Here is a 15,107-nt window from a genome sequence, read left to right on the forward strand (position 1 = left end):
TGTTCGCGTTGCGCCGGCTCAGTTCTTGAGCGCGAAGGTTTCCAGCTTGGCGGCATTGTCGCCATTGATGAGCACGCAGTCCATCAGCTGCTTTTCCTTCTCGGGCGACTTCTTGTTCTTGATGAAGTCGTTGGCCTGTTCGACCGCCATCTGCGCCTGTGCGTAGGCAGGCTGCAGCACCGTCGCCTTAATGCCGCCCGAGGTGATGGAATCGCGCACGTCGTTCGATCCGTCGAAGCCGACGACGATGACGTCCTTGCGGCCGGCCGCGGCAAGCGCCGCATAGGCGCCCATCGCCATCGTGTCGTTGCCGGAGATGACGCCCTTGATGTCAGGATTGGCCTGCAGGATCGATTCCATCTTGGAATAGGCCTCGGTCTGGCTCCAATTGGCCGACTGCTGCGCGACCATCTTCAGGTCCGGATAGTCGTCGATGACGTCGTGATAGCCCTTGGAGCGGATGCCGGCATTGGTGTCGGATTCCTTGCCGACCAGCTCCACGAAATTACCCTTCTCGCCCATCAGCTTGACGAATTCCTGCGCGCCGAGCTGGGCGCCCTGGTAGTTGTTGGAGACGATCTGAGCCACCGCGACGCCGGTGGCGTTGATCTCGCGGTCGATGAGGAAGGAGGGGACGCCGGCGTCCTTGGCCTTCTGTACGGCGGCGACGGTGGCGTCGGCGCCGGCATTGTCGAGGATGATCGCCTTTGCGCCGCGGCCGATCGCAGTGTCGATCAGCTCGGACTGCTTGTTGGCGTCGTCGTCATGGACCAGCACCAGCGCCTCGTAGCCCAATTCCTTGGCCTTGGCTTCGGCGCCGACGGCTTCCGCCTTGAAGAATGGATTGTCGTGCGATGGGGTGATGATGGCGATGAGATCCGCCGCGTAGGCGGGCATCGCCGTGCCGAGTGCCAGCACGCCTGCGAAGGCGGCAAGCGTCATTCTGCGTGTCAGTTTCATGAAGTCCTCCCGTTGAAACCCATGCCTCGATCGTTTCGAGGCCTCTATCTACTATTGAATTCGTCAGGCAGGGCCGGCAGTGCGCCGCCCGGATTTCAGAGCCGATCGCCGGCTGTCATCCGAACTGCTCCTCGCTCCGCTCCCGCCGTCCTCCACTCGCATCAACTTTAAACTTCCAACGAAGCATGACCGATCCGAGTCCGGGAACAGCTAAAGCTAACTGGTATAATGAGTCAACCACTAATTCAGGTGATCTGTATCTAAGCGGCGGCCCGCTCAGGTAATCCGCTGGATGCTGGCTGCGATCTCTTCCGGTTCGAAGACCCGCTTCCAGTCGTCGCGCATCAGCACCGGCTTGCCGAATTCGATGGCCTTGTTGCAGGCGTCGGAGAACACGCCCTTGGTTTCGCCGAAGATTACGGCGCCGAGCACATTCATGTGGCCGAGCAGGAAATCGAGGGCCGCCTGCTGGTCGACGCCGCGCGCCACGACCTCGTCGACAGCTTCCTTCATCACCACCAGCAGCGAGGCGCACACGGTCTCAGAAAGGCCGGGCTCGAGCAGCGCCATCTGCTCGACGGAAACGCGGTGCGAGCGCATCACCGGCGCCCAGATGATCTTGGCGATGGCCTCGCCCTTGGCGTAGTCCGCTTCCGGTCCCTGCATCAGTGCGCTGACCATGTGCTGCTTGGCCTTGACGCCGCCGAAATAATCCTTCTTGGCCGCCATGTCGGTTTCGTCGTTGAAGATCGGCGGATGGCAGGGGTGGGTGACGAAGTAGGTCAGGTCGGGACGATCAGGCAAATGGCCGGCAAACGGCGCCGCGGCATCGAGAACGATCACCATCGTGCCCGGCGCAAGCTTGCTTTCGATGCTTGCCGCGACCTTGCCGATATGGGTGTCCGGAACCGCCAGGATCACCACCTCGGCGCCTTCCAGCGCCTCGTCGGCACCGACCGTATCGAAGCCCAGCCCGGTCTTCAGCCGCTCGCGCCCGGCCTCGCTGACCTCGACATGGCGGATCGTATAGGGCGAGCCGCGGAAATTGGTCGAAAGGCGGTAACCCATTTTGCCGCCGGCACCGAACAGCGCGATCGTCGTCATCTAGCCTTGCTCCTAAATATTGAACGATGGTCTCGCCAATCGTCACCTTATATACTGGTATGATCACTCTACCATCTTGGCAAGAGAAATCATTGTCACTGCGGCCTGATTGCCGCAGCGCCCGCCTTAGGTTTCGCCGTGCCGTCGCCGGCTGCGCTCTCGAGGGCGGCGGGGTCGAGGGCGGCGGGGTCGACGGCGGCGCGCCGCGACAGCACCTGCCGGCCGGCCAGTGCCAGAACGAAAATGACCACGATGCCCTGGACGATGTCCTGCGCGCCGGGCGGCAGGCCGATGATCTGCATGGTCGTGACGATGAGGATCAAAAGGATGCTGGCGAACAATGTGCCGAGCGCCGTCGCGGAGCCGCCGAAGATCAGTGTCCCGCCCAGCACCACCGCGGCGATGGATTGCAGGAGATAGGGCTGGCCCATTTCAAGAAAGGCGCCGCCGATATAGGCACCCAGCAGCAGCCCGTTGAGCGAGGCCAGCACCGAGGAGATGATGAAGGCCGAGGCGATGACCCGGTTGTTGCGGATCGCTGCTAGTCGCGCCGCCGCGCGGTTCTGGCCGACTGCCGAGAGCAGTTGTCCGTAAACGGTATAGCGTAGCACGAACGACGTTGCGGCGACGCCCAGGATGGCGATGACTGCCATGATCGGCACGCCCGCGACACGGCCCGTCGCCAGCGTCTTCAACAGCGGACTGACGGCGAAGCCCGATATCGCGCGGTTCGACAGCAGCGTTGCGGTTGCCAGCACATAGCCCGTCGCCAGCGTGGCGATGATGGCCGGTATGTTCAGCCCGACGACGAGCAGCGCGTTGAGAGCGCCGACCGCAAGGCCGAGCAGGATCGCGGCGCCGACGCCGACGGCGAGGTTGGCGTCCTGGCCCTTGATGGTCAGCAGCGCCACGAAGGCGCTGAGCGTGATCACCGAGGCCACGGAAAGGTCGATATTGCCGCGCCCGGTGGTGACGACGAACATCTGGCCGATGCCGACGACCGTTAGGAACGAGGCCGACAGAACGATGCCCGACAGGCTGGAGAGGCTGAAGCGGTTGGTGACGATGGACAGCACCAGCCAGAGCAGCAGCACCCCGATCGCCGACCAGATCCAGCGGTTTTTCTGCGCCCAAGGGCTGAAGGCGGCAAGCGCGTTCATTGTTCGCTCCTGCGGTCCGCGGTCAGGCTGCGCAAGGTCAGCAGGGCGATGAGGATCAATCCCTGCGTCGCCGCATTGAAGTCGCTGCTCACGCTCAGCGTGCCGAGCAGGGCGCCGATCAACGCCAGCGTGACCGCGCCGGCGACGGCGCCGACCGGCGAGATGACGCCGCCCAACAGCGAACAGCCGCCCATCACCACGGCGGCGACGCTGAGCAGGGTGAATGAATTGCCGGAATTGATGTCGCTCGCCGTATTGATCGCCGTCAGCGACAGGCCGGCGGCGGCGGCGAACAGCCCGGCGACGAGGTAGCGCACCAGCGCGTAGCGCGTCGGCGACCAGCCGGAACGGATCATCGCGGTCGGATTGTTGCCGAAACCGCGCAGCACCACGCCGAGCGGCAGCCGGTCGATCACGAACACCACGATTGCCACCGCGGCGATGAGGATGATCGAGGTTGGCACGAAGCCGAGCGACCAGTTGAACATTGCCGACAGCCATTCGGGGCTGGCGCCGCCCGGCGTCGGCTGCAGCGCATAGCCTATCCCGACCCAGATGAAGGACGCGCCCAGCGTGACGACGATGGCCGGGATCTTGCGCGCCTGGATCAGGCCGCCGAGGCCGGCATAGGCGGCGATCGCCGCAGCCAGCGCCAGCGCGCCGAGCCACGGCTGGTCGTAGAGCAGCGTGGCGCTGAGCACGCTGACGAGCCCCGCGAACGCGCCGACGCCGAGGTCGATCTCGCTGCCGCCGACGATGAACATCTGCGCCGCGGTCACCAGTACCAGCGACAGCGCCGGCATCAGCAAGAGGTCGAGCCCGAAAATGGAGGCGACCGCCGGATTGGCCGAGATCATCACCGCCAGCACGGCGGCGAGGCCGATGAAGGGGGCAGCATTCACCAGCCTGCGGGCAAGCCCGGCGCCGGCAGCGCCGCTGCGTCCCGCACTGGCGGCTTTGTCCGTCTGCTGGGCAAAGGACGCTCCAACGACGGCTGATTCCGTGATCGCCTCGCCGGCCAGTTCCTTGACGATGCAGCCGCCTGAAAACACCAGCACGCGGTCGCAGGCCAGGAGTTCGGCATCTTCGGTCGTGTGCCAGATGAGCGTGCGCCCGCCTCGCGCAATGTCGTTGCAGAGGCGGTAGAAGTCCTGCTTGGTGGCGATGTCGACGCCGCGTGTCGGGTCGTCGAGCAGGACGATCGGCGTGTCGGCGACGAGCGCCCGGGCGACGAGCGCCTTCTGCTGGTTGCCGCCGCTGAGCTCCAATATGTTGGATCCGAAGCGGGTTTCGTCGAGCCGCAGCCGGCCGGCGGCATCCGCCGCTGCCGCGCGGTTGGCGCGGTCCGAGACCAGGCCCAGCGCCGGGCGGCGTGCCAGGGCGCCGATGCTGATGTTCCCAAGCACGCTCCACAAGGGGAACACGCCTTCCTTCTGGCGGTCGCCCGCGATGAAACCGGCTTCACCGTTCCTGGCGACGGCCGCATCCGTTCCGGAATCGGGCTTGAAGATTGCGTGCAGCAACTCCTTCTGGCCGCTGCCTTCGAGGCCTGCCAATCCGATGATTTCACCGCGGCCGATCTCGATGTCGCGGCCGAGTTCGGCCGTCAGGAACCCGGACAATCGCACCAGCGCTTCGCGGCTGCCGGTGGTGGCGGTACCATGCTGGTGGATCGAGTTGGCGTCGCCCCCCATGAGCTGCACCAGCCTGCCGATCGACGTCTCGGCCACATCGCCGCGCCAGGCGGTGCGTCCATTGCGCAGCACGACCACCTGGGTGGCGATGTCGATGATTTCCTGAAGCTTGTGGCTGATGAAGATGAAGGCGAGGCCGGATTTGGCCCGCTCCCGGATGAAGGCCCGCAACTGTCTCGAGCGATCGAGATCGAGCGAGGAGGTCGGCTCGTCAAGAACGATCAGCTTGACGCCAGGTGTCGCGGCGGCGCGCGCGATCTCGACCATTTGCCGTTCGGCGATGGAGAGGTGGCCGACTTCGGCATTCACATCGATGCCGTTTACGGGGAAGACGGCGTCCAGCGCCGAGCGGGCGCGCGCCCTGTAGAGTGCCCGCCAGCCCGGCCGGTTGGCGGCATCCGCCGGAATTTCCAGGAAGAAGTTTTCGGCCACCGAGAGGTTGGCGCACAGCGACAATTCCTGGTGCACCATGCGGATGCCGCGGCGCTGTGCCTCCGCCGTGTCGTAGCCGGCGAAGCCGATATTCTGGCCGGCAAACGAAATCGAGCCCAGAGTCGGCCACATCGCCCCGCACAGGATGCGCATCAGCGTCGATTTGCCGGCGCCGTTGCCGCCGACCAGCCCGATGATCTCGCCGGCGGAGACGGCGAGGTCGATCTCTGCATTCGCCAGCGTCGGTCCGAAGCTCTTGGTGATCCCGGAAAGCGAAACAACGCTCTGCCGGGCCGGATCGGCGAGCACCGCGGCGGCTGCGCCTTCCGGGGCGGCTACGGCGAGATGGGACATTCGTCCTCCGTTTCTTCACGGGCAGGGACCGGGCGCGGCCGTTCCGCGGCGCCCGGTCCCTGGCATTGCCAACCTTACTTGCTCAGCAGGTTCTGCTTGACCCAGTCGAGCGAATAGCTGGGGCTGATGATCTGGCCGCCCGGCAGCTTTGCATATTCCTTGAGGTTGCCGGCATCGACGGTGGCTACCGGCATGATCATCATCTTGGGTGCCTTGGCGCCCTTGAGCAGCGACAGGCCGAGCCAGAACGCGGCGCCGCCAATGCCGGGCGTGGTGTTCATCGAGACCGTCTGGTAGCCGTTCTTGGCGTTCTCCTCGGCCCACCATTTGACGAAGTCGGTGCCGCCGCCGCCTTCGATGATCGGCATCTTGCCGGCATAGTCGCCGCCATACTGGACGAACGCCTGGGCGATGCCGACATCGTCGCTGCCGCCTTGTGCGAGCACGGCGTCGACATGCGGCAGCGAGGGCAGCACGTTGGCGATGGCCGCCTGTGCGACCGACGCGGTCGCCTGGCCGTAGACCGTGGCGACAACCTTGATATCGGGATATTTGGCCAGCACCGACTGTTGCGCGTTGAACATGTCGTTGTCGGGCGCCGAACCCTTGACGCCGCGCACCTGGATGACGTTGCCCTTGCCGCCGATCATCTTGAAGACGGCCTCGGCCTGGGCTGCCTTGTAGCCCTTGAAGTCGAAGTTGAGCTGGTAGTTGCAGGGCGCCGAGGCGACCGAATCGAACGAAACGACGATGATGCCGGCCTTGCAGGCTTTTTCGATGATCCCGTTGACCGCGGTTTCCGATGCGGCATCGACGGCGAGCACGTCGACCTTCTTGAGGATCAGCTCGGCGATCTGGCTGTTCTGCTGCGCCACCGAGCCGTCGCCGTTCATGACGATGTAGTCGGCAATCTGGCCGGCCGCCTTGGCTTCCTTGGCCGAGGCTTCGAAAGCCTCCACCATCTGGTGCCGCCAGGTGTTGCCGTAATAGGCGTTGGCGAGCGCGATCACCGGCGCATCCGGTGACGCCATTGCCGGCACAGCCGAGACGCTGACCAGCGCGGCGCCGGCAAGCGCCGCCACGGTTGAAAACTTCATGATATTTTCCTCCCAAAAAACACCGGCCGATACGTCGGCCTTCTGCCATTCCGTTACGACGTCCTCCGAAAGACGCCATACCAGCTACATGTTATACCAGCATACCAAATAGGCAAGCGGGCACCGGAACCTCGATTGCCGAAACCTCCTTCGATTTAAGGACGAGACGAAGCTCGGCCGTCAGCTTCGTTCTTCCTTGGCCAAACGGAGCCGGCCTGCTCCAGCAACTGGTGACCAGTCCAAAGTCGGCCGTAGACGGACGTTAGGTCATCATATATGTAATGTCAATCGATGGCGCGACCCTTGTCTGCCGACGCGACTCGGGATCGATTGTTCCGCGAACACCCCAGGGAGGGACAGATGGAGCCGGTCCAGAAAAAGAAATTGTATGTGGAGGTGCTTGACCGGCTGATGGCGGCAATCTCGACGTCCGAATTCCCGCCCGGCTCTCAATTGCCGTCGGAAAAGGAACTAATGACGATGATCGGCGTCGGCCGGCCCTCGATCAGGGAAGCGATGCTGTCGCTGCAGCAGATGGGACTTATCAGGATCTCGCACGGAGAACGTGCCCGCGTCATCAATCCGACGCCTGATGTCATCGTCGATCAGGTCTCAGCGGCGATGGTCATGATGCTGGCGACGAACTCTCGCGGGCTTGAAGAACTCAAGGAAGTCAGGCTCTTGCTGGAAACCGGCCTGGTTCGGATAGCCACGCGGCGCGCTACGGCCAAGAGTTTGGAACGCCTCGCGGAGACCTTGCGTCATTTGCGCGAGGCAAAGGGCGACCAAGCCCGGTTTGTAGCTGCCGACATGGAGTTCCACGCCGTCATTGCGGAGATGAGCGGCAATTCGATGATAGCGGCGGTGGCGAAGGGAATGCTCGAATGGCTGTCCCGTTTCAAGCGGGATCTGGTGGCGATGAAAGGCGCCGAGCGGCTGACGGTCGAGGAGCATGAGCGGATCTACAAGGCAATCGCCGGCGGCGATCCGGAAGGCGCGAGCGCGGCAATGGCCGACCACATTGGCCGCGCCAACGAGCTCTATTCGAAACTGGCCGGCGGCGGCGCCGGCTGAGCGGCCGCCGAAATTTTTTGCCCGGGAAAACTCATATGATGACATGATTTCTTTTTGGTGCTAACGGTCACTCCGTGAACGTCATTCCAGTCGGGAAGCCTGCATTGTCCGGTCGCCTCCGCGCCACCTATCTGATCGAAACCCGCTACCCGCTGGAGGTTGCCGCGGCTGCGATGGCGGGCGAACAATCAAGCGGGACTTTCCGCGCCATACCCGGAGAAACGCCGGAGCTGCTGCGCAGGTTCGGAGCCCGCGTCGAATTCATCAGCGATGTTGCCGAGGTCGACAGCGAGGCGTTGCCGTTCTCGCGCTCGCCAAAAAATGCGACCGTGAGGCCGCACCGGGCCAAGGTGGGCCTTTCCTGGAACATCGAGAATACGGGGACAGTGCTGGCTTCGGTCTGGTCGACGGTTCTCGGCAATCTGTTCGAGCTGCATCATTTCTCGGCCATGCGTCTCCTCGACGTTACCTTTCCCGATGCCTTCGCGGATGCCTATCCAGGGCCGGCCTTCGCCGTCGAGGGAACGCGTCGCCTGACAAGCGTCGAAGGGCGCCCGCTGATCGGCACCATCGTCAAGCCGAGCGTTGGTCTTACCCCGCAGGAGACGGCAGCCCTGGCCGACACGCTGATTGCCGCGGGTCTTGATTTTATCAAGGACGACGAATTGATGGGAGACCCTCCGCATTCGCCGTTCGAACACCGGTTCGAAGCGGTCATGGCGGTGATAGACAGGCACGCCGACAGGACCGGGCGCAAGGTCATGTATGCGGCCAACATTTCCGGTGACATCGACGCCATGCGTCGCCAGCTGGATCTGATCGAGCGCCGTGGCGGGACCTGCGCCATGCTGGTCCTGAATTCCGTCGGCCTGTCCGCCGTCATCGAGATGCGTCGCCACTCCGCCGTTGCGCTGCACGGCCATCGGGCCGGCTGGGGCCTCTTCAGCCGCTCTCCCGATCTCGGCATGAGCTATCTCGCCTATCAGAAATTCTGGCGTCTGGCGGGCATCGACCACATGCACGTCAACGGGCTGTCCAACAAGTTCTGCGAGCCGGACGAATCGGTGATGGCGTCGGCCCATGGCTGTCTCACCCCGATGTTCGAGCGGGCTGGCCGTCCCGATACGGTCATGCCGGTGTTTTCGTCCGGGCAGACCGCTGTGCAGGCAGCCGAGACTTATACGAGGCTCGGCTCGGACGATTTCATCTATTGCTGCGGCGGCGGGATCATGGCGCATCCAGGCGGGCCGGCCGCCGGCGTTCGAAGCCTGCATGATGCTTTCGAAGCCGCGGCGGCAGGGATTCCCGCACGCGACTATGCCGCCACGCATCCGGAGCTCGAAGCCGCGCTGCAAGCGTTCGGCTGAATCTGCGCCATCGGCGCGCCATCAAGGCAAATGGGAGAGAAAGCAAATGACGACATCCGTGGCGGTGCTTGGGGCCGGAGGGAAGATGGGCTTCCGCGTGACACGCAAGTTGATCGAAGCGGGCTACGATGTCCGCGCCGTGGAGATCGGCGAGGCCGGCCGCAAGCGGCTGGGAGAGGCCGATATCGGCGCCGTCGCCATGGACGAGGGCATTCCCGGCGCCAAGGTGGTGGTAATGGCCCTGCCGGACAATATCATCGGCCAGGTGGCGCGGCAGATCTCGCCGATGCTTGCCGCGGGCACCATGATCCTCATTCTGGATGCGGCAGCGCCCTATGCCGGCGACTTGCCCGCGGATCGGCCGGATCTCACCTATTTCGTCGGCCATCCCTGCCATCCGCCACTGTTCGGCGAAGAGACGGAATGGGCCGCGCGTCGCGATTACCATGGCGGCATCGCCAGGCAATCGATCGTCTGTGCCCTGATGCAAGGTCCGGAAGAGCACTATGCGCTTGGCGAGGAAGTGTGCAGGGCCATGTGGTCGCCGATCATCGACAGCCATCGCGTCACGGTCGAACAATTGGCGATCCTGGAGCCGGGCCTGTCCGAAATGGTGGCCATGCCCTTCGTCGACACCATGGTCGAGGCTGTCGAGGAGTGCGAACGCAAATATGGCATTCCCAGGAAGGCCGCGATGGACTTCCTGATAGGCCATCTGAACGTCGAGATTGCCATGTGGTTCGGCTTCTCTCCGAAAGTGCCGTCCGATGCGGCGCTACGCCTGATGCGGTTCGCCAAGGGCGTCGTGGTCCGTGACGATTGGCGCGAAGCGCTGTCTCCTGCCAAGGTCAAGGAAGCCTCGGAATTGATCGTCTACGGCAAGGGAGCCTGAGCCCTGCCTTCGCCGCGCCGGACCTCGGTATCGACCGCGCTCTTCGATGGCTATCCCATGGAATTGGCCCTCGAGGAGATTGCGGCGGCCGGCGCCCTCCATGTCGAGCCGGCCTTCATCCGCGGCTATGTCGATTTCGACGAAGGCATGTTTGCGGCTGCGCACGCCGCGAAGTTGCGCCAGGCAGCGGAACATGCCGGGCTGGGGATCAATGCCGTGTCGGCTCATCTCGACCTGTCGGGGGCCGATGCCGTCGACGCCTTGTCCCGCCGCATCGGCTTTGCCGCCGGTCTTGGCGCGTCCTTCCTGATTACCAATGCCGGCCCGGCGAGAAACAGCGCGGCGATCCGCAAAACGATTGACGCCCTCCTGCCGAGGCTGGAGGAAGTCGGCATCGTCCTGGCGCTTGAAAACCCCGGACATGGCCAAGGCGATCTGCTCGGCAGTGCCCGGATGGGGGCAAGCTTCATTCGGGACATCGGATCGCGACACGTGCGCCTGAACCACGACGCCGGAAATGTCTTTACCTACAGCAACGAGACGGTGCAGCCGGCGCAAGATATCGCTGATGCCATCGATGCCGTTGGGCATGCCCATCTGAAGGATGTCGTCAGCACCGGGGAGGGATGGACATTTTGCGCCATCGGCGACGGCTCGATGGGCTACGGACCGTACTGGGCAACGCTTCCCGCGACGCTGCCGGTCAGCATCGAACTGCCATTGCGGCTGCGGCGCCCGCAGCGCCGTGATCCCCAACGGCGGAGCGCGCCGGTGGATATGGCCACCATTCGGAGCGCGCTGCGGCGTTCACTGGATTTCGTCAACTCGCTGGAGATCGCAAAGAGCAGCACCTTCTGAACGCGAAAGGTGGTTCCTGGCCTTTGCGAGAGCCGGCTATCCCCGCTCCGGGAACATCTCCTTTAGGCTCGCGCGCGAGGCCTTGGCGACGCCCCGTTCGGTAATCAGGCCGGTGACCAGCCGCGCCGGCGTCACGTCGAAGGCGGGGTTTGCCGCGGGCGTCGCTTCCGGCGAGACGCGCACCTGGGCGATCTCGCCGCTCGCGGTCTTGCCCCACACCAGCGAAACCTCGTCGCCCGAGCGTTCCTCGATCGGGATTTCGGCAAGCCCGTCGCCCACCGTCCAGTCGATGGTCGGCGAAGGCAGCGCGACATAGAACGGCACGTCGTTGTCTGCGGCGGCGAGTGCCTTCAAATAGGTGCCGATCTTGTTGCAGACGTCGCCGTCGGCCGTCGTGCGGTCGGTGCCGACGATGACCATGTCGATTGCGCCGCGCTGCATCAGATGGCCGCCGGCATTGTCGACGATCAGCGTATGCGGCACGCCGTGGCCGGCCATCTCCCAGGCCGTCAACTGGGCGCCCTGGTTGCGCGGCCGCGTCTCGTCGACATAGACATGGACCGGAATGCCGGCCTCCGTTGCCAGGTAGATCGGCGCGGTGGCCGTGCCGTAGTCGACGGTAGCCAGCCAGCCGGCGTTGCAATGGGTCAGGATGTTGACGGTTTCGCCCGGCTTTTTGCGCGCCGCGATGTCCTTGATGATGGCGAGACCGTTCTCGCCGATGGCGCGATTGAGCCCGACATCCTCGTTGGCGATCTCGCTGGCGCGACGATAGGCGGCTGCGGCGCGTTGTTCCGTCGGCAGCGGCCGCAGGAACCGCCGCATCTCATCCAGCGCCCAGCGCAGATTGATCGCCGTCGGACGCGTCTCGTGGAGCGTCTCCCAGACGGCATCGAGCGCGGCATCCGCCGGATCGTCCGCCATCTGCATGGCAACGCCATAGGCAGCGGTGACACCGATCAGCGGCGCGCCGCGCACCCACATGTCGCGGATGGCGGTGGCGATGCCATTAACGGTGTCGACCTTCACGACACGGAAGTCATGCGGCAGCCAGCGCTGGTCGATGATCTCCACCGAGCGCCCATCGTCGCTCAGCCAGATGGTGCGATAGTGGCGCTCGCCGACGTTCAAATGCGGTTCTCCTGTTCGATTAGCGCGGCCAGGTTGTTGACCTCGTCGATGCTGTGAATATGACGCCTGTTGACGGCGATGTGGCGGCCGAACTCCAGCGCCCTCGCTTCACATGTGGCGCGCAGGTCTTCGTCGGCAATGGTTTCGAAATCGGCATTGTGGGCGAGGCCGAGGATGCGCCGGTGCACCTCGATGCCGGCAAAGCCGAGGAGGTCGTCCCAGATCTGGTGCAGCACATGGTCGAGCGCCTGCTCGGCGCCGAGCCTGTCGCCCTGATCCTCGAACAGGCTCTTTTGATAAAGCATGCCGTTGCGTTCCGTGCGCCACAGATGCGAGAATTCGGTGCGGAACACCGACCATGTCTGCGCTGTGACATCGAGCAGATAAGCGCGCATGGCGTCGCGCTTGCCGCTCTGCTCATGACCCCGCTGCGAGAAGAAGGCCATCCAGAAATTGGCGAGCAACATGCCGACGTCGAACGCCATCGGCCCGTAGAAGGCGAATTCAGGGTCGATCATCCTGGTCTCTGTATCCGTGATCATGATCGAGCCGGAATGCAGGTCGCCATGCAGCAATGTCTCTGCATTGGCGGCGAAAAGATGCTTCAGGCGCTGCGCTTCCACCTTGAGGTCGCGGTCGGCGCGCAACTCGGCGACCAGGGCGTCGAGTTGCGGCGAAGTGTGCCGGTTCATCTTGGCGTCGAAATAGGGGTCGGAGAACACCAGATTCTCGGTGATGTCGCACAGCTCGACATTGTCGGCGAACAGCGCCAGATCCGCTTTGCGATCCTTGGTCACCATCGAGAAGTCGGAGCCGCGGAACAGGGTGCGGGCCATGAACAGCCCGATATCCCTGGCGATGTTCGGCAATTGCCGGCCCTCGATCAGCGCCCGCCGCAAAATGATGTGCGGCGACAGATACTCCATGATGATCAGCGCCTGGGTCTCGTCGAAATGGTAGATGGCCGGCACCGAGCCCGGCGCGCGCGCCTCCTGCCGTGTCAGCGCGTGATATTCGAAGAAGGAACGCTTCAGCGGCAGCGGCCAGCTGTCGCCGACCAGCCGGACATAGGGCAGGGCCTGCTTGACGACAGCCGCGCCCTTATCACCCTCGACGATGAAGACGAGGTTCAGATTGCCATCGCCGACCTCGCGCACCTTCCAGCGGCTGGTGTCCTCGCCGATGCGCTGGATGAGCGCCTCGTTGCTGCCGAGCCGCGTGGCGAGCGTCTCCACCGACAGTGCTTCGAACGGCGTCTTCCCGATCATCCTCACCTCTCCTGCTCGTCCCCCCATAATAGCGGAGCTACGGCGGCGGGGCCAAGCTAGGTAGCGCTCTGGCAATTGTCAATCGTGTTGACAATTGCCGATGTAGCCCATAGCGTCACCGTCAGGGAGGAACGCATGGTCGGCAATGCCGTGTTCCGCGTAGAGGGACTGAGGAAATCCTTTGGCCGCAACGAGGTGCTTGGCGGCGTCTCGCTCGAACTCCATGCCGGTGAAGTGACCGTCCTGATGGGCGCCAACGGCGCCGGCAAATCCACCCTCGTCAAGATCGTCAGCGGCGTCTACGAGCGCGACGGCGGCACCATGACCCTGGCCGGCCAGGACTTTGCGCCGGGAAGACCGGCGGAAGCGATCCGCGCTGGCGTCGTCACCGTTCACCAGAACATCAATGACGGTGTCGTCGCCGACCTTGACGTGGCCACCAACCTGACATTGGACAGGCTGAGCGGCAGTGGCGCCCCGGTGCTCTTCAACCCGGTCCGTGTGCGTCGCGAGGCCAAGGCGGTTGCCGACCGCATGGACCTGGCGATCGACTTGAAGGCGCGCGTCAGCGATCTCTCGCTGGCCGATCGCCAGATGGTGGCGATTGCCCGCGCGCTGGCACATCAGCCGAAAGTGCTGATCCTCGACGAACCCACCTCATCGCTATCGAGCGCCGAAGCCGATCGGCTTTTTGCGCTGGTCGACAGGCTGCGCGCGCAAGGCGTGGCGATCCTCTATATCTCGCACCGCATGTCCGACATAAGGCGGCTTGCCGACCGCATCGTCTCGATGCGCGACGGCGCCGTGTCCGGCGTCTTCGACAAGAAGCCGCTCGACTACGAAGGTGCGGTCAATGCCATGCTCGGCCGCAAGATCCACCTCGACCAGATCGTCGCCAGGCACTCGGCCAAGGCGGTGCTGACCGTCGAAGGCCTGCGCATCGCCCAGGGCGCCAGGCCGATCTCGCTGACCCTTGGCGACGGCGAGGTCGTTGCCGTCACCGGGCTGGTCGGCGTCGGCAAGACAGCGCTTGCCGAGACGCTATTCGGCGTGCGCAGGCCGATCGCCGGCACCATGACGATGAACGGCAAACCCTACGCGCCGCGCTCGGCCGGCGATGCGATCGCCGCCGGCGTCTTCCTCATCGCCAAGGATCGCGCCACCAGCGGCATCGTCGGCGGCTTCAACATCGAGCGCAATGTCAGCCTGCCGTTCCTGAGGCGGATGTCGAACCTGGGCGTGCTCAAGCGCCGCCTCGAACGCGCCACGGCGCGCCGGCAGATCCAGGAACTGGGCATCGTCTGCCGCTCCGAGAAGGACGAGATGTCGGCATTGTCCGGCGGCAACCAGCAGAAGGTGATGGTCGCCCGCTGGATGGCGCAGGATGCAAGCCTGTTCATTCTCGATGAGCCGTTTCAGGGCGTCGACATCTCGGCGAGGCGCGACATCGCCGCCAAGCTGAGGGCAAGCGCCAATGGCCGCGCGACGCTTTTGTTCGTCACCGAACTCGACGAGGCGCTGGAGACGGCCGACCGTATCCTGGTGATGTCGGAGCAGACCATCGTCGGCGAACACCGCAACGCGGACATCGATCTCGATCGCCTGCTGGCCGAGGTGGCCGGCGGGCTGCCGCACCGCGCGGCTTGACCGGCTGGAATTGAAGAGCTGACGATGACAATTGGAATGGAGAGCATGGGTTCGAGTTGGGTAAAAACG

Annotated in this window: 12 protein-coding genes; 5 read left to right on the forward strand and 7 right to left on the reverse strand. The window is 64.2% G+C overall.

What is annotated here, in order from left to right:
• Nucleotides 1–18: 18 nt before the first annotated feature.
• The 5 genes from LB545_RS10365 to LB545_RS10385 all read right to left on the reverse strand — a co-directional run bounded on the left by LB545_RS10365 (nucleotide 19) and on the right by LB545_RS10385 (nucleotide 6,801).
• Nucleotides 19–960, reverse strand: a complete 942-nt coding sequence (locus tag LB545_RS10365; RefSeq protein ID WP_140497809.1) for a D-ribose ABC transporter substrate-binding protein — start codon at nucleotides 958–960, stop codon at nucleotides 19–21.
• 276 nt (nucleotides 961–1,236) lie between these two features.
• Entirely contained in the window at nucleotides 1,237–2,064 is an 828-nt protein-coding gene (locus tag LB545_RS10370) for a phosphogluconate dehydrogenase C-terminal domain-containing protein (protein ID WP_140663148.1), read from the reverse strand.
• 95 nt (nucleotides 2,065–2,159) lie between these two features.
• Nucleotides 2,160–3,224, reverse strand: coding sequence for an ABC transporter permease (locus LB545_RS10375; RefSeq protein ID WP_140663145.1), 1,065 nt, complete (start codon nucleotides 3,222–3,224; stop codon nucleotides 2,160–2,162).
• On the reverse strand, nucleotides 3,221–5,704 hold the full coding sequence (locus LB545_RS10380) for an ATP-binding cassette domain-containing protein (protein ID WP_224617727.1): 2,484 nt from the start codon (nucleotides 5,702–5,704) through the stop codon (nucleotides 3,221–3,223). Before LB545_RS10380 ends, LB545_RS10375 begins: the two co-directional genes overlap by 4 nt.
• 74 nt (nucleotides 5,705–5,778) lie before the next feature.
• The gene (locus tag LB545_RS10385) at nucleotides 5,779–6,801 is read right to left on the reverse strand and encodes an ABC transporter substrate-binding protein (protein ID WP_140520883.1); all 1,023 of its coding nucleotides are present in this window, start codon (nucleotides 6,799–6,801) and stop codon (nucleotides 5,779–5,781) included.
• A gap of 360 nt (nucleotides 6,802–7,161) precedes the next feature.
• Between LB545_RS10385 and nanR the strand changes: the two genes are divergently transcribed.
• The 4 genes from nanR to LB545_RS10405 all read left to right on the forward strand — a co-directional run bounded on the left by nanR (nucleotide 7,162) and on the right by LB545_RS10405 (nucleotide 10,992).
• Nucleotides 7,162–7,875: a transcriptional regulator NanR gene (gene nanR / locus LB545_RS10390; protein ID WP_140497819.1), complete on the forward strand. Its 714-nt coding sequence runs from the start codon at nucleotides 7,162–7,164 to the stop codon at nucleotides 7,873–7,875.
• 104 nt (nucleotides 7,876–7,979) lie between these two features.
• Entirely contained in the window at nucleotides 7,980–9,242 is a 1,263-nt protein-coding gene (locus LB545_RS10395) for a ribulose-bisphosphate carboxylase large subunit family protein (protein WP_181169532.1), read from the forward strand.
• A 46-nt stretch (nucleotides 9,243–9,288) separates the two neighbouring features.
• Nucleotides 9,289–10,134 (forward strand): phosphogluconate dehydrogenase C-terminal domain-containing protein, encoded by an 846-nt coding sequence (locus LB545_RS10400; RefSeq protein WP_140655663.1) that lies wholly within the window; start codon nucleotides 9,289–9,291, stop codon nucleotides 10,132–10,134.
• 57 nt (nucleotides 10,135–10,191) lie between these two features.
• Nucleotides 10,192–10,992 carry a sugar phosphate isomerase/epimerase family protein gene (locus LB545_RS10405; RefSeq protein WP_140555467.1) on the forward strand — a complete coding sequence of 267 codons (801 nt, stop codon included), beginning with the start codon at nucleotides 10,192–10,194 and terminating at the stop codon, nucleotides 10,990–10,992.
• Between the two features lie 36 nt (nucleotides 10,993–11,028).
• Here the strand turns inward: LB545_RS10405 and mtnA are convergent, their stop codons facing one another.
• Nucleotides 11,029–12,123, reverse strand: coding sequence for an S-methyl-5-thioribose-1-phosphate isomerase (gene mtnA / locus LB545_RS10410; protein ID WP_224704985.1), 1,095 nt, complete (start codon nucleotides 12,121–12,123; stop codon nucleotides 11,029–11,031).
• Nucleotides 12,120–13,391 (reverse strand): S-methyl-5-thioribose kinase, encoded by a 1,272-nt coding sequence (mtnK, locus tag LB545_RS10415; protein WP_224680868.1) that lies wholly within the window; start codon nucleotides 13,389–13,391, stop codon nucleotides 12,120–12,122. Before mtnK ends, mtnA begins: the two co-directional genes overlap by 4 nt.
• A gap of 135 nt (nucleotides 13,392–13,526) precedes the next feature.
• Between mtnK and LB545_RS10420 the strand changes: the two genes are divergently transcribed.
• Nucleotides 13,527–15,038, forward strand: a complete 1,512-nt coding sequence (locus tag LB545_RS10420) for a sugar ABC transporter ATP-binding protein (RefSeq protein ID WP_140520876.1) — start codon at nucleotides 13,527–13,529, stop codon at nucleotides 15,036–15,038.
• The last annotated feature ends 69 nt before the right edge of the window (nucleotides 15,039–15,107 follow it).

This window comes from Mesorhizobium sp. BR1-1-6, assembly GCF_020165355.1.
Taxonomy (GTDB): domain Bacteria; phylum Pseudomonadota; class Alphaproteobacteria; order Rhizobiales; family Rhizobiaceae; genus Mesorhizobium.

What these genes read in the sequence shown, in the direction of transcription:
- LB545_RS10365 (WP_140497809.1), bottom strand. Translation starts at nt 960, where the DNA reads ATGAAACTGACACGCAGAATGACGCTTGCCGCCTTCGCAGGCGTGCTG.
- LB545_RS10370 (WP_140663148.1), bottom strand. Translation starts at nt 2,064, where the DNA reads ATGACGACGATCGCGCTGTTCGGTGCCGGCGGCAAAATGGGTTACCGC.
- LB545_RS10375 (WP_140663145.1), bottom strand. Translation starts at nt 3,224, where the DNA reads ATGAACGCGCTTGCCGCCTTCAGCCCTTGGGCGCAGAAAAACCGCTGG.
- LB545_RS10380 (WP_224617727.1), bottom strand. Translation starts at nt 5,704, where the DNA reads ATGTCCCATCTCGCCGTAGCCGCCCCGGAAGGCGCAGCCGCCGCGGTG.
- LB545_RS10385 (WP_140520883.1), bottom strand. Translation starts at nt 6,801, where the DNA reads ATGAAGTTTTCAACCGTGGCGGCGCTTGCCGGCGCCGCGCTGGTCAGC.
- nanR (WP_140497819.1), top strand. Translation starts at nt 7,162, where the DNA reads ATGGAGCCGGTCCAGAAAAAGAAATTGTATGTGGAGGTGCTTGACCGG.
- LB545_RS10400 (WP_140655663.1), top strand. Translation starts at nt 9,289, where the DNA reads ATGACGACATCCGTGGCGGTGCTTGGGGCCGGAGGGAAGATGGGCTTC.
- LB545_RS10405 (WP_140555467.1), top strand. Translation starts at nt 10,192, where the DNA reads ATGGAATTGGCCCTCGAGGAGATTGCGGCGGCCGGCGCCCTCCATGTC.
- mtnK (WP_224680868.1), bottom strand. Translation starts at nt 13,391, where the DNA reads ATGATCGGGAAGACGCCGTTCGAAGCACTGTCGGTGGAGACGCTCGCC.
- LB545_RS10420 (WP_140520876.1), top strand. Translation starts at nt 13,527, where the DNA reads ATGGTCGGCAATGCCGTGTTCCGCGTAGAGGGACTGAGGAAATCCTTT.